The organism is Aeromonas sp. 25-AL00135 (assembly GCF_054052385.1).
Genome location: NZ_JBSTYQ010000013.1, coordinates 26,982 through 43,525 on the forward strand (window position 1 = coordinate 26,982; position 16,544 = coordinate 43,525).

Below are 16,544 nucleotides of genomic sequence, written 5' to 3' on the forward strand. Positions count from 1 at the left end.
TGAATGGGCTTTGCTAATTACCAAAACGCATTAAAAAGCATTTTTTATTATTTTGAGGGATAAGCTGCCCTGCCTATAGTCGCCCCATATTAGTCGTGTTCCGAGGGATGGGCCGAAATGGATTATTTACCTATGTTTGCCAAGTTGGAAGGCCGCCCGGTACTGCTGGTGGGCGGGGGCGAGGTTGCCCTGCGCAAGGCGCGCCTGCTGCTGGCCGCCGGTGCTCGCTTGACCCTGGTCTCCCCGGAGCTTGAACCGGAATTTTCGGAATTCACCGATCGTTTCACCCATCTGGCTGAACGCTTCACCCCGGCCCATCTAGCAGGCCAGATTTTGGTGGTGGCGGCGACCGACAACCTCGAAGTCAACGCACTGGTTTATCAAAGTGCCAACCAGCTGGGTCTGTTCGTCAATGTGGTGGATGACCCCAAACGCTCCAGCTTTATCTTCCCCTCGATCATCGATCGTTCGCCGCTGATGGTGGCGGTCTCCAGCGGTGGCAAGGCGCCGGTGCTGGTGCGCCTGCTGCGTGAGCGGCTGGAGAGCCTGCTGCCGCGCCATCTCGGCGGGCTGACCGAGCTCTCCGGCCGGGTCCGTGACAAGGCCAAGCGGGTGCTCTCATCGATTTCCGATCGCCGCCGCTTCTGGGAGCGCGCCTTTGCCTCCAACACTCTCGCCAGCCTGATTGAAAAAGAGGATTGGCAAGGAGCCGAGCAGTGGCTGAGCGATGGCCTCGACCAGGCGAAAAGCGAAGTGGGCGAGGTGGTCTTGGTCGGCGCGGGCCCCGGTGATCCGGGCCTGCTGACCCTCAAGGCGCTACAACAGATTCAACAGGCTGAAGTGGTGCTCTACGACCAGCTGGTCTCCGCCGAGATCCTCGATCTGGTGCGCCGCGACGCCACTCTGGTGTCGGTCGGCAAGAAGGCGGGCGCCCACAGCGTGCCGCAGGAGGAGACCAATCGCCTGCTGGTGGAATACGCCAAGGCGGGTAATCGGGTAGTGCGGCTGAAAGGGGGCGATCCCTTTATGTTTGGCCGGGGCGGCGAGGAGCTGGAAGTGCTGGCCGACGAAGGTATCCCCTTCTCGGTGGTGCCCGGCATCACGGCCGCTGCCGGTGCCACCGCCTATGCCGGCATTCCGCTCACTCACCGTGATTACGCCCAGAGCGCCGTCTTTATTACCGGCCACTGCCAGATCGATGGCAAGGAGCCCGACTGGCAGCAGCTCGCCGCCACCAGTCAGACCCTGGTCATCTACATGGGGCTGATGCGTTCCGAGCATATCCAGCAGCAGCTGGTGGATCACGGCCGAAGCCAAGCCACCCCCATCGCCATCATCGAGCGCGGCACCACATCCCGTCAGCGGGTGCTGACCGGCACGCTGGCCGACTTGGCCGAGCTGGCCAAACAGGCGGTGAGCCCGTCGCTTATCGTCATCGGCGAAGTGGTCGCCCTGCGCGAGCGGCTGGCCTGGTTTGGGGAGCAGAGTGGCAAGCAGCAGCGCGCCAACCCGGATCTCGATGGCTGCGACCTCAAGCTGGTGCAGCTGGCCTGACCCGGAAAGAGATATTTGATGCGGCTGCCAGCGCGGCCGCGCACTGAACCACCCAGCGCCCCGAGCAGGCGCATAAGCAATGACCCGAGGACCAACATGGACCGTGAAAGATTGACACATCTGCAGCAGCTGGAAGCCGAGAGCATCCATATCATCCGCGAGGTGGCTGCCGAATTTGAAAACCCGGTGATGATGTACTCCATCGGCAAGGACTCCTCCGTCATGCTGCATCTGGCCCGCAAGGCCTTCTATCCGGGCAAGATCCCGTTCCCCTTGCTCCACGTCGACACCGACTGGAAGTTCAAGGAGATGATCAAGTTCCGCGACGAGACCGCCAAAAAGTACGGGCTGGATCTGATCGTCCACAAGAACCCAGAAGGGCTCGCCATGGGCATCAACCCCTTCGTCCACGGCAGCGGCAAGCACACCGACATCATGAAGACCGAGGCGCTCAAGCAGGCGCTCAACAAATATGGCTTCGATGCCGCCTTCGGCGGTGCCCGCCGCGACGAAGAGAAGTCCCGTGCCAAGGAGCGGGTCTACTCCTTCCGCGACAAGTCCCACCGCTGGGATCCGAAGAACCAGCGCCCGGAGCTGTGGCGCGTCTACAACAGCCAGGTCAACAAGGGGGAGAGCATCCGGGTGTTCCCGCTCTCCAACTGGACCGAGCTGGATATCTGGCAATACATCTATCTGGAAAAGATCGACATAGTGCCGCTCTACTTCGCCGCTTACCGTCCGGTGGTGGAGCGCAACGGCATCAAGATCATGGTGGATGACGAGCGTATGCCCATCGGCCCGGAAGACGAAGTGAAGCAGGAGCTGGTGCGCTTCCGCACCCTCGGCTGCTACCCGCTGACCGGGGCCATCGAATCCGATGCCACCACCTTGCCGGAAATTATTGAAGAGATGCTGCTCACCACCTCGAGCGAGCGGCAAGGGCGGCTGATTGACCACGATCAGGCCGGCTCCATGGAGCAGAAGAAGCGTCAGGGATATTTCTAAGGAGTCGTCAGCATGAACAGCCATATTCAGACCGCCATCACCGAACAGGGCATCGAAGCCTATCTGCGCGCCCAGCAGCACAAGAGTCTGCTGCGTTTTCTCACCTGCGGCAGCGTGGATGACGGCAAGAGCACCCTTATCGGTCGCCTGCTGCACGACTCCCAGCAGATTTATGAAGATCAGCTCAAAGCGCTGGAGTCCGACAGCCAGAAGCTCGGCACCACCGGCGAGAAGCTGGATCTGGCGCTCTTGGTAGACGGCCTGCAGGCGGAGCGTGAGCAGGGCATCACCATCGACGTGGCCTACCGCTATTTCTCCACCGCCAAGCGCAAATTTATCATCTCGGATACCCCGGGCCACGAGCAGTACACCCGCAACATGGCCACCGGCGCCTCCACCTGCGATCTGGCCATCATCCTGATCGATGCCCGCAAAGGGGTGCTGGATCAGACCCGCCGCCACAGCTTTATTGCGAGCCTGCTCGGCATCAAGCAGTTCGTGGTGGCGGTCAACAAGATGGATCTGGTGGAGTTCAGTCAGGAGGTGTTCGAGCGCATCAGTGCCGATTACCGCGAGTTCGCCAAGAAGCTCAGCGTCGACACCATCCATATCGTGCCGGTCTCGGCACTGGATGGTGACAACGTGGTCAACCAGAGCGACAAGCTGGCCTGGTACGAAGGCGAAACCCTGCTGGCGCTGCTGGAGTCTGCCGAGGTGGAGCGCGAGCTGGAGCGTCATCCGGTGCGTCTGCCGGTGCAGTATGTGAACCGCCCCAACCTCGATTTTCGCGGCTTCGCAGGCACACTCGCCTCCGGCATCCTGCGGGTGGGCGACAAGCTGGCGGTGCTGCCGTCGGGCAAGGAGAGCACGGTGACCCGCATCGTCACCTTCGACGGGGATCTGGAGTACGCCCTGCCGGGTCAGGCCATCACCGTCACCTTCGCCGATGAAATCGACATCAGCCGCGGCGACCTGCTGGTGGATGCCGCCAACCGTCCGCAAGTGACCCAGAACCTGCTGGCCCATATCGTCTGGATGGGGGAGGAGTCCCTGCAACCGGGTCGGGTCTACGACGTCAAGCTGGCCACCAAGAAGAGTCGTGGTCAGGTGGAGGCTATCCGCCACCGCATCGAGATCAACAAGCTCGACGAGTTGCCTGCGAGCGAGCTCAAGCTCAACGAGATCGGCCTGTGCGAGCTGAGCCTCACCGACCCGGTGGCGTTCGACCCGTATCAGGAGATCCGCGATACCGGCAGCTTTATCCTGATCGACCGGCTGACCAACGTCACCGTCGGCGCCGGCATGATAGTGGAAGGCTTGGCCGCCAAAGTAGCCAAAGGCCACTACAGCGAGTTTGAAATCGAGCTCAACGCGCTGGTGCGCAAGCACTTCCCCCACTGGCAAGCCCTTGCCATCGGTAACGACACAAGCAAGGAGTAAGCCCATGACCTGGCAACAATTCCTGGTGCTGGGTCTGCTGGCTGCTCTCGTGGCCCTGCTGATCCAGGGCAAACTCCGCCCGGCGCTGCTCTTCTCGGGCGCCGTGCTCATCACTTACCTGAGCGGGCTGGCGGATATCAACGCCGTGGTGGCGGGCTACACCAACAGTGCCCTGCTGACGCTGGTGCTGTTGCTGCTGGTGTCGCTGGCGGTGGAGAAGACCCGCATCATGAGCTGGTTCGCCAATCTGGTGGGCACGGGTTCATTCAACAAGGTGCTGGTGAAGGTGTGGTTCTCCACCGCCTTCCTGTCGGCTTTCGTCAATAACACCGCCGTGGTGGCCTCCATGCTGGGAGCGGTCAAACGCAACCCCAACCATGCGCCGTCACGGCTGCTGCTGCCCATGTGCTTCGCGGCGACCTTTGGCGGGGTGCTGACCCTGATCGGCACCTCCACCAACCTTATCGTCAACAGCTTCCTCATCAAGATGGGGGCGCCGCCGCTCGGCATGTTCGACTTCTTTATGGTGGGGGCTGGCACCCTGCTGACCGGTCTGGTGGCCGTGCTGCTGTTTGCCCGTCACCTGCCGGTGCAGGATACCGAGATGAGCCGCGAATCCGGCTACTTTCTCGAAGCCAAGGTGGGGGCTGGTTCACCGCTGGCGGGGCGCAGCGTCAAGGAGAACGGCCTGCGCAGCCTGAAAAGCCTCTATCTGGCGGAAATCATTCGCGGCGAGCAGGTGATCTGCCCGGTGCAGCCGGAACACGAACTGCACGAAGGGGACGTGCTGCTCTTTTGCGGCGATGTGGAGAGCGTCGGCGTATTGCAGGAGATGAAGGGGCTGGATCTCTACGGCCAGCACCGCCTCAACGGCCAGCATCTGGTGGAGGTGATCGTCAGCCACAGCTCGCGGCTGGTGGGGCAGACCATCAAGGATGCCGAGTTTCGCACCCACTTCGATGCGGTGGTGCTGGCGGTGCGCCGCGGCGAAACCCAGCTTACCGGTGGCCTCGGCCAGATTGAACTGCACGCCGGTGATACCCTGCTGCTGGCCCCCGGCCCCCAGTTTGCCCGCAACAAGTCGCTGGGGCGGGAGTTTGTGGTGGTGAGCGGGCTGGAAGCCTCCACCCGTCTCGATGGCAAGCGCAGCGCCGCCGTGGTGCTGGGCTTTCTCGGGGTGCTGGCACTGTCGGTGTTTGAGCTGGTGCCGCTGTTCAAGGGCTTGCTGCTGATGCTGGTGGCGCTGCTGCTCACCCGCATTCTGACCCTGGACGAGATCCGCCGCCGCTTCCCGCTGGATATCTGGCTGGTGGTGGGCGGGGCGCTGGCCATCGCCGATCAGCTGGAAAAAAGCGGACTGGCCAAGCTTATCGCCGACTGGCTGATGGGGGAGTTTAACGGTGCCAGCCCCATCATCGCCTTTATCGGTATCTATGCGTTTACGCTGGTGCTAACCGAGCTGATGAGCAACAACGCCGCCGCCGCGCTGGCCTTCCCCATGGGTTACCAGCTGGCGCTCAGCATGGATGTCTCGACCATGCCGTTTATTCTGGCGGTGCTGTTCGGGGCGAGCTCCAGCTTTATCCTGCCCTACGGCTACCAGACCAACCTGATGGTCTATGCCGCGGGCAACTACAAGATGCCGGACTACCTCAAGCTGGCCCTGCCGGTCTCGCTGGCCTATAGCCTCGGGGTGATTGTGATGGTGCCCCTGCTGTTTCCGTTTTAAGGCGTAAGTGCCAATCAAGGCGTGTTGGGTGAGCAATGCCATGGTACCAGCACGTTGTCGGCGGATAGTCCGAGGCGGCTCCCCGTGGTGCCGGACAGTTTAAGTTTTGAGGCGTAAGCGCCAATCAAGGAGTGTGGGATGAGCAATGCCATGGCACCAGCACGTTGTCGGCTGATAGTCTGAGGCGGCTCCCCGTGGTGCCGGACAGTTTTAGTTTTGAGGCGTGAGCGCCAAGCAAGGAGTATTGGATGAGCAATATCGTGTGGCACAAGCATGCCGTGGACAAACAGAGCCGGGCCGAGCTTAAAGGGCAAAAACCGCTGGTGATCTGGTTTACCGGGCTGTCGGGGGCGGGCAAATCGACCCTGGCGGGGGCGCTGGAGCAGGCGCTGGCGGCACAAGGCAAGCATACCTATCTGCTGGATGGGGACAATGTGCGCCACGGCCTCTGCGGCGATCTTGGTTTCGATGATGCTGCGCGGCAGGAGAATATCCGCCGGGTCGGCGAGGTGGCGAAACTGATGGTGGATGCGGGCTTGATCGTGCTCACCGCCTTTATCTCGCCGTTTCGTGCCGAGCGGGCGCTGGTGCGCAGCCTCTTGGGCGAAGGGGAGTTTGTCGAGGTATTTGTCGATGCGCCGCTATCCGTCTGTGAAGAGCGTGACCCCAAGGGGCTCTATAAAAAAGCGCGGGCCGGTGAAATTACGAATTTTACCGGTATCGACTCTGCCTATGAGGCGCCGGAGCAGCCGGAAATTCATCTGCTTAATGCCGGTAAACCGGTGGATACGCTGGTGGAGGAGTTGCTGACTGCCCTGCGGCTGCGGCTGTGGATGGATTAAGGTGTATTGTCTGGACGGATTATTGATAAACAAAGGGGCGTGTGCCCCTTTGTTTATTGCTGGTCAACCAATTCCTTGTTGTCAGTGCTTCAATTCCACCTAAGTAGAGTCGCGTTACATACCCAAAAGAGGATTCTCATATGTTATTCTTTAGTGAAGTTGAACTAAATTTTCCTTTTGTTTTTCAATAAGCTTAAAGATTGAGTTTTCTTTATATTGACACAAGTTGTTTCTGAGGGTATCTAGTTTTAAACACTCATCAAAGTGATTTGTCAGTTCGGTGAACTTTTGTTTCACTGACTCACCATTAGTAACGGTTTTCTTATACTCGAGTAAGGCGTTATTTATTAAGTTCTTCCTTATTTGTTTGTCAATTGGAGTTACGATTGCGTTTTCTAAGTGATGACAGTCGATAAATTGATATGCAGTTTTATTGGAAAGACCAAATGAGGCTGCTATCTTTATGAACCCAGGATAGTCATCATGACTAGATAAATCATATTTATCATTGAATGCTCTGATTCTTTTTATAGTTTTGTCCCACTCTGTTGATGTAGAGCTAAAAAATGCCGCAGTGTTAATTTTTATTGCAGTGTAAAATTCTTGCCTGGTGATTCTGTTTGAGTTGTAACTCATAGAAAATATGTATGTCAATAAGGCCTTGTAAATCTCATTTGAATACCTGGTAAAGAATTTATTGTAACAATAACTGTTATTGTATGTGCGTTTGTATTTTGTGAGGCAAGCATTTAGATTTTCAGCACAATTTATGATGCTTTCTTTTCCATATCCATAAGTATGCAGTATGTATTTATTATATATTATTGATAGATTGATGTTATGTGTATCTGGAGTTAGTAATGAAAAGTCCGAATCTATAGCAAATACATGTGTTTTACTGGCACTATTTAGATATGCATAGAATCTGGCCTTCCCCCTAACACCATCATCTACGGAATCGGTACCAGAACTCATAGTGAATTCATAGTTATTAACTATATCTTCCCCTAAGACATCGATCCAAAAACATTTATCGCGCTCATTTTCGACATGAATCCATCCATTCTCTTCTTTTTTTCCCAATAGAGAGTTAAGTATTTGTGAATAGTCATCATCAAACAAAGTATTGGCAAAACTATATTCTTTCATATTTATAAGTTTTATTTGCAGATTAAGTCTTTAATATCAACCATTTTTGATTTGTAGTATTTCATAACTAATGCGGGAGAATGTGTAACAACAACAAGTTGGGATTGTGCTGCAATTCTTTTAAGGCTGTTAATAATATTCATCTGCCATCCAACATGCAAAGATATCTCAGGTTCATCCATAAATATTATGCATGGATTAAAAAGAGAACAGTTTAAAGTTTTAATTAATATTAAAATTAGCTGCTTTTCACCTGAGGATAGGTCCGTTGTACTTAAACTCTGTTCCTTTGATGTGATAGATAAATTACCTTGTTTGCTTATAAGAACTTTTTTATCAGATTCTTTGAAATATTTTGAAAGCTCATTATTCAAAATATCCAACTTTGCATTGTTTTTATCTTCAACTTCTTGTAATGGTTTTGAATTACTCTTTTTAGAATATTCCTTTTTAGTCTTGTCTTTAATTTTTATAATGTTAGATCTTAATCGTTCTAATTCTTCTTGTATGACAACATCGAGTTCTGAGTAACGTTTTTCACTGTATTGGTCATATTTTTCTTGGGAGAGTAGCAGCATGTCAAAAGTCGAAATAAACTCTATCGATACATGGTTATGTAAAATATTTACGCTAGAGCCTTCTTCATTTTTTGTAATGAACTGTGAAGAGCCTTTCAGAACATATTTTCTTATATCATTTTTTGAGGAAGTTACATCATTATTGATGCTATTTATCATGCTCTTAATATTTGTCGCTGAAACATCATCCATCTGACGAATAAAATCTTCATTATCAAGTAAGTTTGTTAATAGTTTCAGCATTTGATCTTTTTGAGCATGATCATCAACTATATTTATTTTCCCTTTTTTCCCATTGTTCAATTCTATTTCGAAAGAATCGAATTTACCTAAAACACCATCTATGTTATTAGTGTTTTCATTTATATCTTGAAGGCCTACTTTTGCTAACTTGAATATAGTTGACTTGCCTGAGCCATTATTACCGACGAGCACATTTATATCGCTTAAAACCCATTCAATGTCATATCTAGAAACTAGGTTTTTGACAGTTATTTTTTTAATGAAAAATGGGTTTGTTTTTCTCCATTCTTCTAATTGCATGTTATTCTCCATTCGAAATGAATGCTTGCTGATATTTAAGTGTCTTATGTTTTTGGTGTGCCGATTAAATTAAGGCGTGACACTTGCTACGAAATAAATTAATAAATAAAAACTTCACCAGTAGGCTTCTTTTTTATACATTATCAATGTGATTTAATTGTGTTTTGAGGTGTTTTATTTAGTTTTGTGTGTCGTTAGACAAAGCTACCGCCCCTAGATTACAGCTTCTAGTTTGCTGTTTTTTTACCAAGTTTCTCTATGGCATCACGCATGGGTAACTCGAATGAGACGATTGCCAAACGGCAATGATACTGTCTAAGGCCAGAAAGGGAAGAAAAAGGTGGTGGTTTTCTGAATAAGATCAATAAATTGATTGGTATTCGGTAGTGATAGACAGCGAGTGAAATTTGGACTGTTGTTACTTTTAATGATGCACATATCGTCTTTTGGGCTTCGCTACGCTCTGCGCCAACCTGCAAAACCACGCTACCGCCCCTGAATTCCAGCCTCCAGTTTGCTGTTTTTTACCTGCGATATAGCTCTGCACTGGCTCATGGCTGACTCCTGCGAGAGGTTGCCAAGCGGCTATGTTACCGAACGGTGCTGGGGTGAAAAGCGCAAGCGGGCGGTTTTCTGAGCAAGATCAATAAATTAATAAATAACGGACGGCGATATAACCGCTCAACAGTGTTGGCCATCAGAGCTGGGGAAAATCGGACGGTGAAAGCGAGAGTGCCGCCCTCTTGTTGGCGGTCATTAAAAAACCACATGGGCCCAAGGGCCCATTTGGTTTTTCTGCGGTGATGGTTTGGGTAGCGGTTATCTGGCTTGGCGAACCGGCACGGCGCGGGTGGTGGCCACTTCGTAGCGGCTTTGGGTGGCCGGAGCCCCTTTCTGGAACTGGCGTACCAGCCGGTCGAGATCGCTCAACTGGTTTACCAGCTGGGTGATGCCGTGCACGGCGTGCTGGCTGCCCACGCTGGAGTCATCGGCCAGGGTCTTGATGCTGAGCACGTTACGGTTGATCTCGGCGGTGACGTGGGACTGCTCTTGCACCGCCTGGGCAATCTGGCTGCTGCCGGAGGCCACCTGCTGCAACATGTTGTTGATTTGCTGGAGTATGGTGCCGGTCGCGGTGGCCTTCTGCTGGCAACTGTCGGCAAGTTGGCAGCCCTTCTCCATCGCTTGCTCAGCCTCGCCAGAGCTGTTTTGCAGCTCGGTGATCATCTTCTGGATCTCGCTGGTCGAGGATTGGGTCTTGATGGCGAGGGTGCGGATCTCATCGGCCACTACCGAGAAGCCGCGACCCGCTTCGCCAGCCCGAGCCGCTTCAATGGCGGCGTTGAGGGCCAGTAGGTTGGTCTGGTTGGCGATGTTGTTGATCACATCGAGGATGCCGTCGATATCGCGGCAGTGGCCGACCAGCGCACTGATCACGCTCTTGGAGGTGATAAGTTCGCTGTTCATACCAGCCACGGCAGCCACGGTTTCGGCCACGCTACTGTTGCCGCTCTTGAACAGCACGGCCGTTTCATCCAGCAGGCTGGAGGATTCGCTGGAGCTCTGTGAAACCTCGCGAATGGATTCCGACATCTCGGTCACGGCGGTCGCTACCTGATTGGTTTCGGCCTGCTGCTGTTGCAGGTTGTCGGTGATGGATTCGGCGTTGCGCAGATCCCCCTCGGCGGCCAGCAGGATCTTGCTGCAAGTCTGCTGGGTGCGGGCCAGCACGGCGTTGAACTCGGCCTGATTCATCACCATCGAGAGTTCGATGGCGGCGATATTGTCCACCTTGTTGGTGTAGAGCAGCTGCATCAGCGGGTTGTCAAAGCGGCTGCGGGCCATCTTGTTGAGCTTGCCGAGGCGGCGGGAGAGGGCATTCAGGGTGATGGCCGCTATCGCCAGCGGCAGGGCGGCCAGCGCCAGTTGCCAGTTCATATCGTGGCTGTAGCCCAGGGCAAACATGGCGAGCAGGCTCAGCAGCAGACAGAGGTTGATGGCCAGGGTATGGGAGAAGGTGGGCAACTTGAGCGCCAGCGGCAGCTTGTTGTTGCGAAGGTCGGCATAGACCTTCTCGGCCCGCTGTTTGATCTCCTCGCTCGGGGCGGTGCGCACCGACTGATACTCCACCACCCGGCCGCTGGCATCCTTGATGGGGGTGACAAAGGCGCTGACCCAGTAGTGGTCACCGTTCTTGCAGCGATTTTTCACCGGCCCCATCCAGCTCTTGCCATCCCTGATGTGACCCCACAGATCGGCAAAGGCCTGTTTCGGCATGTCAGGATGGCGCACCAGATTGTGGTGTTCCCCCTTCAGCTCGTCGAGCGAGAAGCCTGCTATCTCGCAGAACTCATCGTTGGCGTAGGTGATGCGGCTCTCCAGATCCGTGGTGGAGATGAGGCTCTGGTGGTCTGGATAGAGACGTTCTCTTTGGGTAACCGGTTGATTGATTCTCATGGCCTTGCTCCCGAGCTGTGGTGGTTGAATTTTGATCTGCATCAAGACATGTGCAAGGGGCGGGCCAGCTGGCAAAAGCTAATGATTGATGTGTTATTAGCGAGGTTTGGAGAGGAAAAGCGCGTGGTTGTTTGCAATATGCAACGGTTCTGACGGGGTGTGCCTCTGCGGCATCTGCAATTTGCAACCTATTCTGGTCAAGCCCATAAGCTGGGAGCCAGCAGCTGGATGCGAAGGTGCCACGAACCGACGGGGCAGCAGCTGCCCCGCCAGAGATCAGGGGAGAGGGTCGGGAGCGGGTGAGGAGGGGGTGCTGACAAGCTGCATCACTTCAATCTGGATACCCTGCACCAGCACGGTTTTCAGATCCTGCAGGTACTCCTCCAGCGGCGACTCTTGCAGCAGCTGGGCGAGCTCGTTGCCCACCGGGGTGAGGCGGTAGTAGAGCAGGGTGATGTTGTTCTGCTTGCATTGCAGCCGCCAGCGCTGGTTGCCGAATTCCAGCTCGACCCCATCGGCGGGCAGCGGGCCGGATTCCAGCTCCGCGCGATGCAGCAGCCCGAGCTCAAACAGTTGCAGCAGGGCGTTGTAGGGCAGTCGGTATTTGCCAAGGCCAAGGCGCGTCGCCTTGGCGCGACTCAGCAGGGTGGCCCCCTTGTGCAGCCCCAGCAGCAGTCGCTGCTCGTCGCTGCCGGCGTAGTGGCAAGTCAGTGAACAGATGCGCTGAAACAGCTGGGCCTCGCGTTGGGTCATCTCTTTGAGGGTGGCGAGCGCCCGAATGGAGAAGCGGCCCGGCGTGGCGACTTCCAGCGCGAAGATCCGCCCCCACAGCTGCTGCATCGGCACCATGCTGATATCTTCCGCCAGTTGCAGGAAGCGGGTCAGCCAGTCGCTGTCCATCTCGCCACCGGCCGCGGTCTCTTCGCAGTGGCGGGAGGCCATCACCATGATGGCTTCCAGATTGCGCTGGCGGGCGGCCTGATCCGCCAGATGGCGAAAGGTGGCGCGCTGTTCGAAGGTGCTGTCGGTATTGCGGGTGAGCATGCCGTCGATGCCGCGACTGCGGGCCAGACGCAGGGTTTGCTCCTGGCTGCTCAGGATCGAACTCTCTTTTTTCGGGGGGGGGAGGTCTGCCATGCTGACTCCATTCGCACAGGTTCTGGAGCTGAATGTTACTCCAACCGGGATGCCAAGATAACAAAGCGGCCTCCACGGAGGCCGCTTTTTTTGCAACGGGAGGATTACTCCTCGTAGACGCTCACCTCGACTGCTTCCATCGAGTAGGAGGCGGTGGCCATCTCGTGACTGGAGCTGACCGTGCGCATCTTGCCCTTCACCCAGATGGCATCCCACAGGTCATCCACGGGCGCCCCCTTGGGGTAGCTCACATAGATCACCTGATTGGTGGGGGGCGGCGGCACATGGATGCAGGCGCCGAAGTAGGGCACCAGCAGGAAGGCGGTGATCTTCTTGGCATCCCCTTCCAGCGGCACCACGAAGCCCGGAATGCGCACATCCTGGTTGTCCAGCTTTTTGTTCACTCCGCCCACCGGTTGCGGCACCGACATGGGATCTTCGTGATTGACCTGGGGTGGTGGCAGCAGTTTCTCCCCTTCCGGGATGAGCACATCCCAGTCGATGGTCTTGTAATCGGCGGCCAGGGCGGGCAACACCAGCAGGCTGGCGAGCAGCACCACAATTTTCCACTTCATCATCTGTCCTTCTGTTTCTATTTTGGGCGTCTCGCTAGACGCGAATGCTCATGCCATCGCTCAGGCTGTAGCGGTAAGCGCGTGCAGCAGGGAGCAGGCCGATCACCATGCCTGCCAGCCAGACTACCCCCAGCAACTGCCACTCATAGGCGCTCGGCAGCCCCAGACTCAGTTGCAGGCCATAGTGGCTGAGCAGCCAGGGCGAGGCAAGCCCCTGCCCCAGATAGAGCACGGCGACCCCGAGAGCGATGCCGACCGTGGTCAGCGCCATGGCCTCCAGCGCCAGCAGCAGGAACAGGTGGGCAGGGCCCGCGCCGAGGGATCGCAAAATAGCGAGTTCCCGGCGCCGCTCGTTAAGCCCCGCCAGCAGGGTAGTCAGCATGCCGATCAGGCCCGCCACCACCACGAAACCGGCGATGACCGAGAGGGCGGTTTCCGCCACGCTCATCAGGCTCCACAGCTCCTGCAGGGCGGCCCCCGGCAGGATCGCCATCAGCGGCTCTTTGGGATAGGTGTTGACGCTACGTTGCAGCTGGAACGCCAGGATCCGGTTGCTCAAGCCCACCATAAAGGCGGTGATGGTTTTCGGGGTGAGATCCTGCGCCAGCGCCTGCTCCGGCGTCACGTTCTTGCTGTGGCGGCCGGTATCCCAGCCCAGATGGATCGCCTCTATCCCCGCCAGCGGCACATGGATGGTGCGATCGATGGGCGTGCCGGTCGGCGCCAGAATACCCACCACCTTGAATGGCAGGTTGTCGTGCTGGCTGAACGAGGTGTTGCCAGCGCCGTGGGCGATAACGATGGATTGGTCGAGGTGATAGCCGAGCTTCTCGGCCACCTGAGCGCCGAGTACCGCTTCAAACGGCGTGTCGAAAGGCCGACCTTCCCGCAGTTGCAGCGACTGCTGCTGACCGTACTTCAGGTGGGTGAAGTAGTCGCCATTGGTGCCGAGCACCCGAAATCCCTTGTGGGAGTCACCAAGGGAAAGCGGGATGGTCCAGGCGACGCCCGGTTTCTGCTTGATGGCCTGATAGGAGTCCCATCCCACGTTGTTGGTGGGGTTGCCGATGCGAAACACCGAGTAGAGCAGCAGGTTCACCTGGCCGGAGCGGGCGCCGACGATGAGATCGGTCCCCGAGACGGTGTTGGAGAAGCTTTCGCGGGCCTGGGTGCGCACTCGTTCCACCCCGAGCAGCAGGGTGACGCTGATGGCGACGGCCAGCAGGGTGAGCCCGGCGGTGAGGCGGCGGGCCCAGAGACTTTGCAGGGCTAGCTTTAGCATGATGCCCTCCGGTTGAGCTGTTGCAGGTTTTCGACTCGCGGGAACAGGGGTTCGAGATAAGGGTCGTGACTGACGAAGATCAGGGTCGAGCCCTGCTTGTCGCACTCCTCGAACAACAGCTTGATAAAGGCCGCCCGGTTGTCGGTATCGAGGGCCGAGGTGGGCTCGTCGGCGATCACCAGTGGCGGCGAGCCGATCAGCGCCCGTGCGGCGGCAACCCGCTGCTGCTGGCCGATGCTGAGGGCGTGGACGGGGCGATGCAGTGCGTCATCCGGCAGTTGCAGCTCCGCCAGCAGACGGCGCGCCTCCTGCTCCGGACTCCCTTGCAGGCGGGCCCGTTTGGCGGGCGAGAAGGTGAGGGCAGCGGTCACGTTGTCCTGCACCGAGAGAAAGGGCAGCAGATTGAACTGCTGGAAGATATAACCCAGATTGGCCGCCCGGAAGTGGTCACGGGCACGGCCAGAGAGCCGGGCCAATGGTTGGCCCAGCACCTCCAGGGTGCCGTGGTTGGCGCTCTGGATCCCGGCCAGCAACCCGAGCAGGGTCGACTTGCCAGAGCCCGACGGGCCCTTGATAAAGACCCGCTCACCCTCGCGGATGGTGAGGGCGGGCAGATCGAGTACAGCGTCGCCACCTGGCCAGGCAAAGGCCAGATCGCGGATCTCAACCACGGCTTTTTTCATGGCGTTACCAGCTCAGCTTGTTGGCGGACGGGGTCAGCTCGCCTGCGGTCTGGCCGATGGGCAGGATGCCCTGCACGCTCAGCTTCCCAAGGCTCGGATAGACGCTGAACAGGGTCGCCTCAAGGCCGGTCAGTTTGGCCGGCGTGGCGCAGGTGTAGGTATACATGGCGCCTATATCGGCGTGACCCGCTTCGTCATGATCATGGTGGTCTTCATGTTTGTCGCTGGCAGCCTTGTCATGGTCATGGCCATGGTCATGGTCATGGTCGTGATCATGATCTTCTTTGGCTGCTTGCAGTTCCTGCTGGGTCAGTTTGCAGCCTGCGGACGGGTCGAAGCGGAACAGGGTGTCAGGTTGCTGGAGGCGGGCGACCGCTTTGGAATACTGCGCCTTCTCTTCATCGCTCTTGGCGGCGTGCTCGAAGCCCACCAGATCGGCTGCGGGGGCCTGCAGTTCGATCATCAACTGGTCGCCATCGACCACCAGATTGAGGTGGCCGTGGCCATGCTCGTGGGCGCCGTGGCTGTGGCTCTCGTGTTCGTCGTGATTTGCGTGTGCGCCAAAGGCCGCTGCGGCCAGCAACAGAGTAACTGCTTTCATCTTTAATCCTTTTTCAAAACAAATAGCGAAATTAAACAAAGGGATAGAGAAAAGCAGAGACGGGCGGCGCACGGATGGCATAGCAGTGAAGTGTGGTTGTATCCGCCGAGCGTTGCATGGTTGCAACTGCGGGCAGGACAGAGGTCGAACCGGGGAAACAATAGGGGGTAGCGGTGATGACCTGCTTGCCATCCAGATGGAGGGCGCAAACCAGGCAGTGATGGTCATCGTGGCCGGGCAGGGCGGATTCAAACTGGTGCCGGGCAAGGGCAGGCTGCAGCCATAACCAGCCCAGCAGCAAGATCCAGATTTTCAGCTTGATACGACCCATAGACCCTTATGGAAAGGGCGCCATCAGCGCCCTTTCTCTCTGACTTAGAGATGGGACTTGATGAGCCCCATCACGGTAGCAATGTTGTTGGCATCGAGCTGGCCATCTTTGGCAAACAGCACCTTGCCCTCTTTATCCAGCAGGATGATCGCCGAGCTTTCCGGCGTCAGATCCCAGGCGTTGCGCGCCATGCCCTTGGCATCCAGCACCATGGCGGACCATGGGAACTCTTTCTTGCTGTCCTCGGCACTGCTCTTCACGAAGCCGGAGGTGCCCCAGATGGCGTCATTGCTGTTGATGACGGTAACGGTCTGGTACTTGTCTTGCGGCAACTTGGCGGCCTTGATCGCCTCGATCATCGGGGCGTTCAGCTCCTTGGCACTGGAGCGACCGGCAATATGCTGGATCAGGAACACCTTGCCGGTGAGCGAGGTGCTCTGCCACGGCTGGTAGCCGATCTCCTTGCCGTTCAGTACCAGCTCACCCTTGTCACTGACATTGACCAGCGGCACCGGGTTGCCATCCTTGAAGTTGTGAGCAAAGACCAGAGATGGCAGCAGCGCCAAAGTAAGTACAAGATGTTTCATCCTGATGACACTCCATTTGTTATGTTATAACGAGTTTCGGATTGAGGGAAT

Annotated in this window: 15 protein-coding genes; 5 read left to right on the forward strand and 10 right to left on the reverse strand. The window is 56.5% G+C overall.

Translation table 11 applies throughout. The features are described 5' to 3' along the window. Positions 1 to 117 precede the first annotated feature (117 nt). The 5 genes from cysG to cysC all read left to right on the forward strand — a co-directional run bounded on the left by cysG (position 118) and on the right by cysC (position 6,570). The gene (gene cysG, locus ACW5XC_RS13275; RefSeq protein ID WP_042052411.1) at positions 118 to 1,554 is read left to right on the forward strand and encodes a siroheme synthase CysG; all 1,437 of its coding nucleotides are present in this window, start codon (positions 118 to 120) and stop codon (positions 1,552 to 1,554) included. A 72-nt stretch (positions 1,555 to 1,626) separates the two neighbouring features. Then, on the forward strand, positions 1,627 to 2,559 hold the full coding sequence (gene cysD, locus ACW5XC_RS13280; RefSeq protein WP_339385037.1) for a sulfate adenylyltransferase subunit CysD: 933 nt from the start codon (positions 1,627 to 1,629) through the stop codon (positions 2,557 to 2,559). A 12-nt stretch (positions 2,560 to 2,571) separates the two neighbouring features. After that, a complete protein-coding gene (gene cysN / locus ACW5XC_RS13285) occupies positions 2,572 to 3,999 on the forward strand; it encodes a sulfate adenylyltransferase subunit CysN (protein ID WP_042052409.1) in 1,428 nt (475 codons plus the stop codon). Positions 4,000 to 4,003: 4 nt separating this feature from the next. Further along, a complete protein-coding gene (locus ACW5XC_RS13290; RefSeq protein ID WP_042052408.1) occupies positions 4,004 to 5,728 on the forward strand; it encodes an SLC13 family permease in 1,725 nt (574 codons plus the stop codon). A gap of 248 nt (positions 5,729 to 5,976) precedes the next feature. Next, a complete protein-coding gene (gene cysC / locus ACW5XC_RS13295; RefSeq protein ID WP_042052407.1) occupies positions 5,977 to 6,570 on the forward strand; it encodes an adenylyl-sulfate kinase in 594 nt (197 codons plus the stop codon). Positions 6,571 to 6,720: 150 nt separating this feature from the next. Here the strand turns inward: cysC and ACW5XC_RS13300 are convergent, their stop codons facing one another. The 10 genes from ACW5XC_RS13300 to ACW5XC_RS13345 form a co-directional block, all read right to left on the reverse strand. Further along, the gene (locus ACW5XC_RS13300) at positions 6,721 to 7,719 is read right to left on the reverse strand and encodes a hypothetical protein (protein ID WP_143182588.1); all 999 of its coding nucleotides are present in this window, start codon (positions 7,717 to 7,719) and stop codon (positions 6,721 to 6,723) included. Positions 7,720 to 7,730: 11 nt separating this feature from the next. Continuing rightward, a complete protein-coding gene (locus tag ACW5XC_RS13305; RefSeq protein WP_042052405.1) occupies positions 7,731 to 8,840 on the reverse strand; it encodes an AAA family ATPase in 1,110 nt (369 codons plus the stop codon). 819 nt (positions 8,841 to 9,659) lie between these two features. Beyond that, positions 9,660 to 11,297, reverse strand: a complete 1,638-nt coding sequence (locus tag ACW5XC_RS13310; RefSeq protein WP_042052404.1) for a methyl-accepting chemotaxis protein — start codon at positions 11,295 to 11,297, stop codon at positions 9,660 to 9,662. A gap of 276 nt (positions 11,298 to 11,573) precedes the next feature. Next, positions 11,574 to 12,434, reverse strand: a complete 861-nt coding sequence (locus ACW5XC_RS13315; protein WP_042052403.1) for a TIGR03899 family protein — start codon at positions 12,432 to 12,434, stop codon at positions 11,574 to 11,576. Between the two features lie 104 nt (positions 12,435 to 12,538). Then, positions 12,539 to 13,012 (reverse strand): DUF3299 domain-containing protein, encoded by a 474-nt coding sequence (locus ACW5XC_RS13320; RefSeq protein ID WP_042052402.1) that lies wholly within the window; start codon positions 13,010 to 13,012, stop codon positions 12,539 to 12,541. Positions 13,013 to 13,043: 31 nt separating this feature from the next. Further along, the gene (locus ACW5XC_RS13325) at positions 13,044 to 14,291 is read right to left on the reverse strand and encodes an ABC transporter permease (RefSeq protein ID WP_042052401.1); all 1,248 of its coding nucleotides are present in this window, start codon (positions 14,289 to 14,291) and stop codon (positions 13,044 to 13,046) included. Then, positions 14,285 to 14,974 carry an ABC transporter ATP-binding protein gene (locus ACW5XC_RS13330; protein ID WP_042052400.1) on the reverse strand — a complete coding sequence of 230 codons (690 nt, stop codon included), beginning with the start codon at positions 14,972 to 14,974 and terminating at the stop codon, positions 14,285 to 14,287. The genes ACW5XC_RS13325 and ACW5XC_RS13330 overlap by 7 nt, the downstream gene beginning before the upstream one ends. Positions 14,975 to 14,978: 4 nt before the next feature. Further along, a complete protein-coding gene (locus ACW5XC_RS13335; RefSeq protein ID WP_042052399.1) occupies positions 14,979 to 15,575 on the reverse strand; it encodes a DUF2796 domain-containing protein in 597 nt (198 codons plus the stop codon). 31 nt (positions 15,576 to 15,606) lie between these two features. After that, the gene (locus ACW5XC_RS13340; protein WP_042052398.1) at positions 15,607 to 15,906 is read right to left on the reverse strand and encodes a DUF2607 family protein; all 300 of its coding nucleotides are present in this window, start codon (positions 15,904 to 15,906) and stop codon (positions 15,607 to 15,609) included. 44 nt (positions 15,907 to 15,950) lie between these two features. Then, a complete protein-coding gene (locus ACW5XC_RS13345; RefSeq protein WP_005335681.1) occupies positions 15,951 to 16,493 on the reverse strand; it encodes a YtfJ family protein in 543 nt (180 codons plus the stop codon). Positions 16,494 to 16,544 lie beyond the last annotated feature (51 nt).

Excerpts from the sequence above, each read along its gene's own strand:
- cysG (WP_042052411.1), top strand. The coding sequence starts at position 118 with ATGGATTATTTACCTATGTTTGCCAAGTTGGAAGGCCGCCCGGTACTG.
- cysN (WP_042052409.1), top strand. The coding sequence starts at position 2,572 with ATGAACAGCCATATTCAGACCGCCATCACCGAACAGGGCATCGAAGCC.
- ACW5XC_RS13290 (WP_042052408.1), top strand. The coding sequence starts at position 4,004 with ATGACCTGGCAACAATTCCTGGTGCTGGGTCTGCTGGCTGCTCTCGTG.
- cysC (WP_042052407.1), top strand. The coding sequence starts at position 5,977 with ATGAGCAATATCGTGTGGCACAAGCATGCCGTGGACAAACAGAGCCGG.
- ACW5XC_RS13300 (WP_143182588.1), bottom strand. The coding sequence starts at position 7,719 with ATGAAAGAATATAGTTTTGCCAATACTTTGTTTGATGATGACTATTCA.
- ACW5XC_RS13305 (WP_042052405.1), bottom strand. The coding sequence starts at position 8,840 with ATGCAATTAGAAGAATGGAGAAAAACAAACCCATTTTTCATTAAAAAA.
- ACW5XC_RS13310 (WP_042052404.1), bottom strand. The coding sequence starts at position 11,297 with ATGAGAATCAATCAACCGGTTACCCAAAGAGAACGTCTCTATCCAGAC.
- ACW5XC_RS13315 (WP_042052403.1), bottom strand. The coding sequence starts at position 12,434 with ATGGCAGACCTCCCCCCCCCGAAAAAAGAGAGTTCGATCCTGAGCAGC.
- ACW5XC_RS13320 (WP_042052402.1), bottom strand. The coding sequence starts at position 13,012 with ATGATGAAGTGGAAAATTGTGGTGCTGCTCGCCAGCCTGCTGGTGTTG.
- ACW5XC_RS13325 (WP_042052401.1), bottom strand. The coding sequence starts at position 14,291 with ATGCTAAAGCTAGCCCTGCAAAGTCTCTGGGCCCGCCGCCTCACCGCC.
- ACW5XC_RS13330 (WP_042052400.1), bottom strand. The coding sequence starts at position 14,974 with ATGAAAAAAGCCGTGGTTGAGATCCGCGATCTGGCCTTTGCCTGGCCA.
- ACW5XC_RS13335 (WP_042052399.1), bottom strand. The coding sequence starts at position 15,575 with ATGAAAGCAGTTACTCTGTTGCTGGCCGCAGCGGCCTTTGGCGCACAC.
- ACW5XC_RS13340 (WP_042052398.1), bottom strand. The coding sequence starts at position 15,906 with ATGGGTCGTATCAAGCTGAAAATCTGGATCTTGCTGCTGGGCTGGTTA.
- ACW5XC_RS13345 (WP_005335681.1), bottom strand. The coding sequence starts at position 16,493 with ATGAAACATCTTGTACTTACTTTGGCGCTGCTGCCATCTCTGGTCTTT.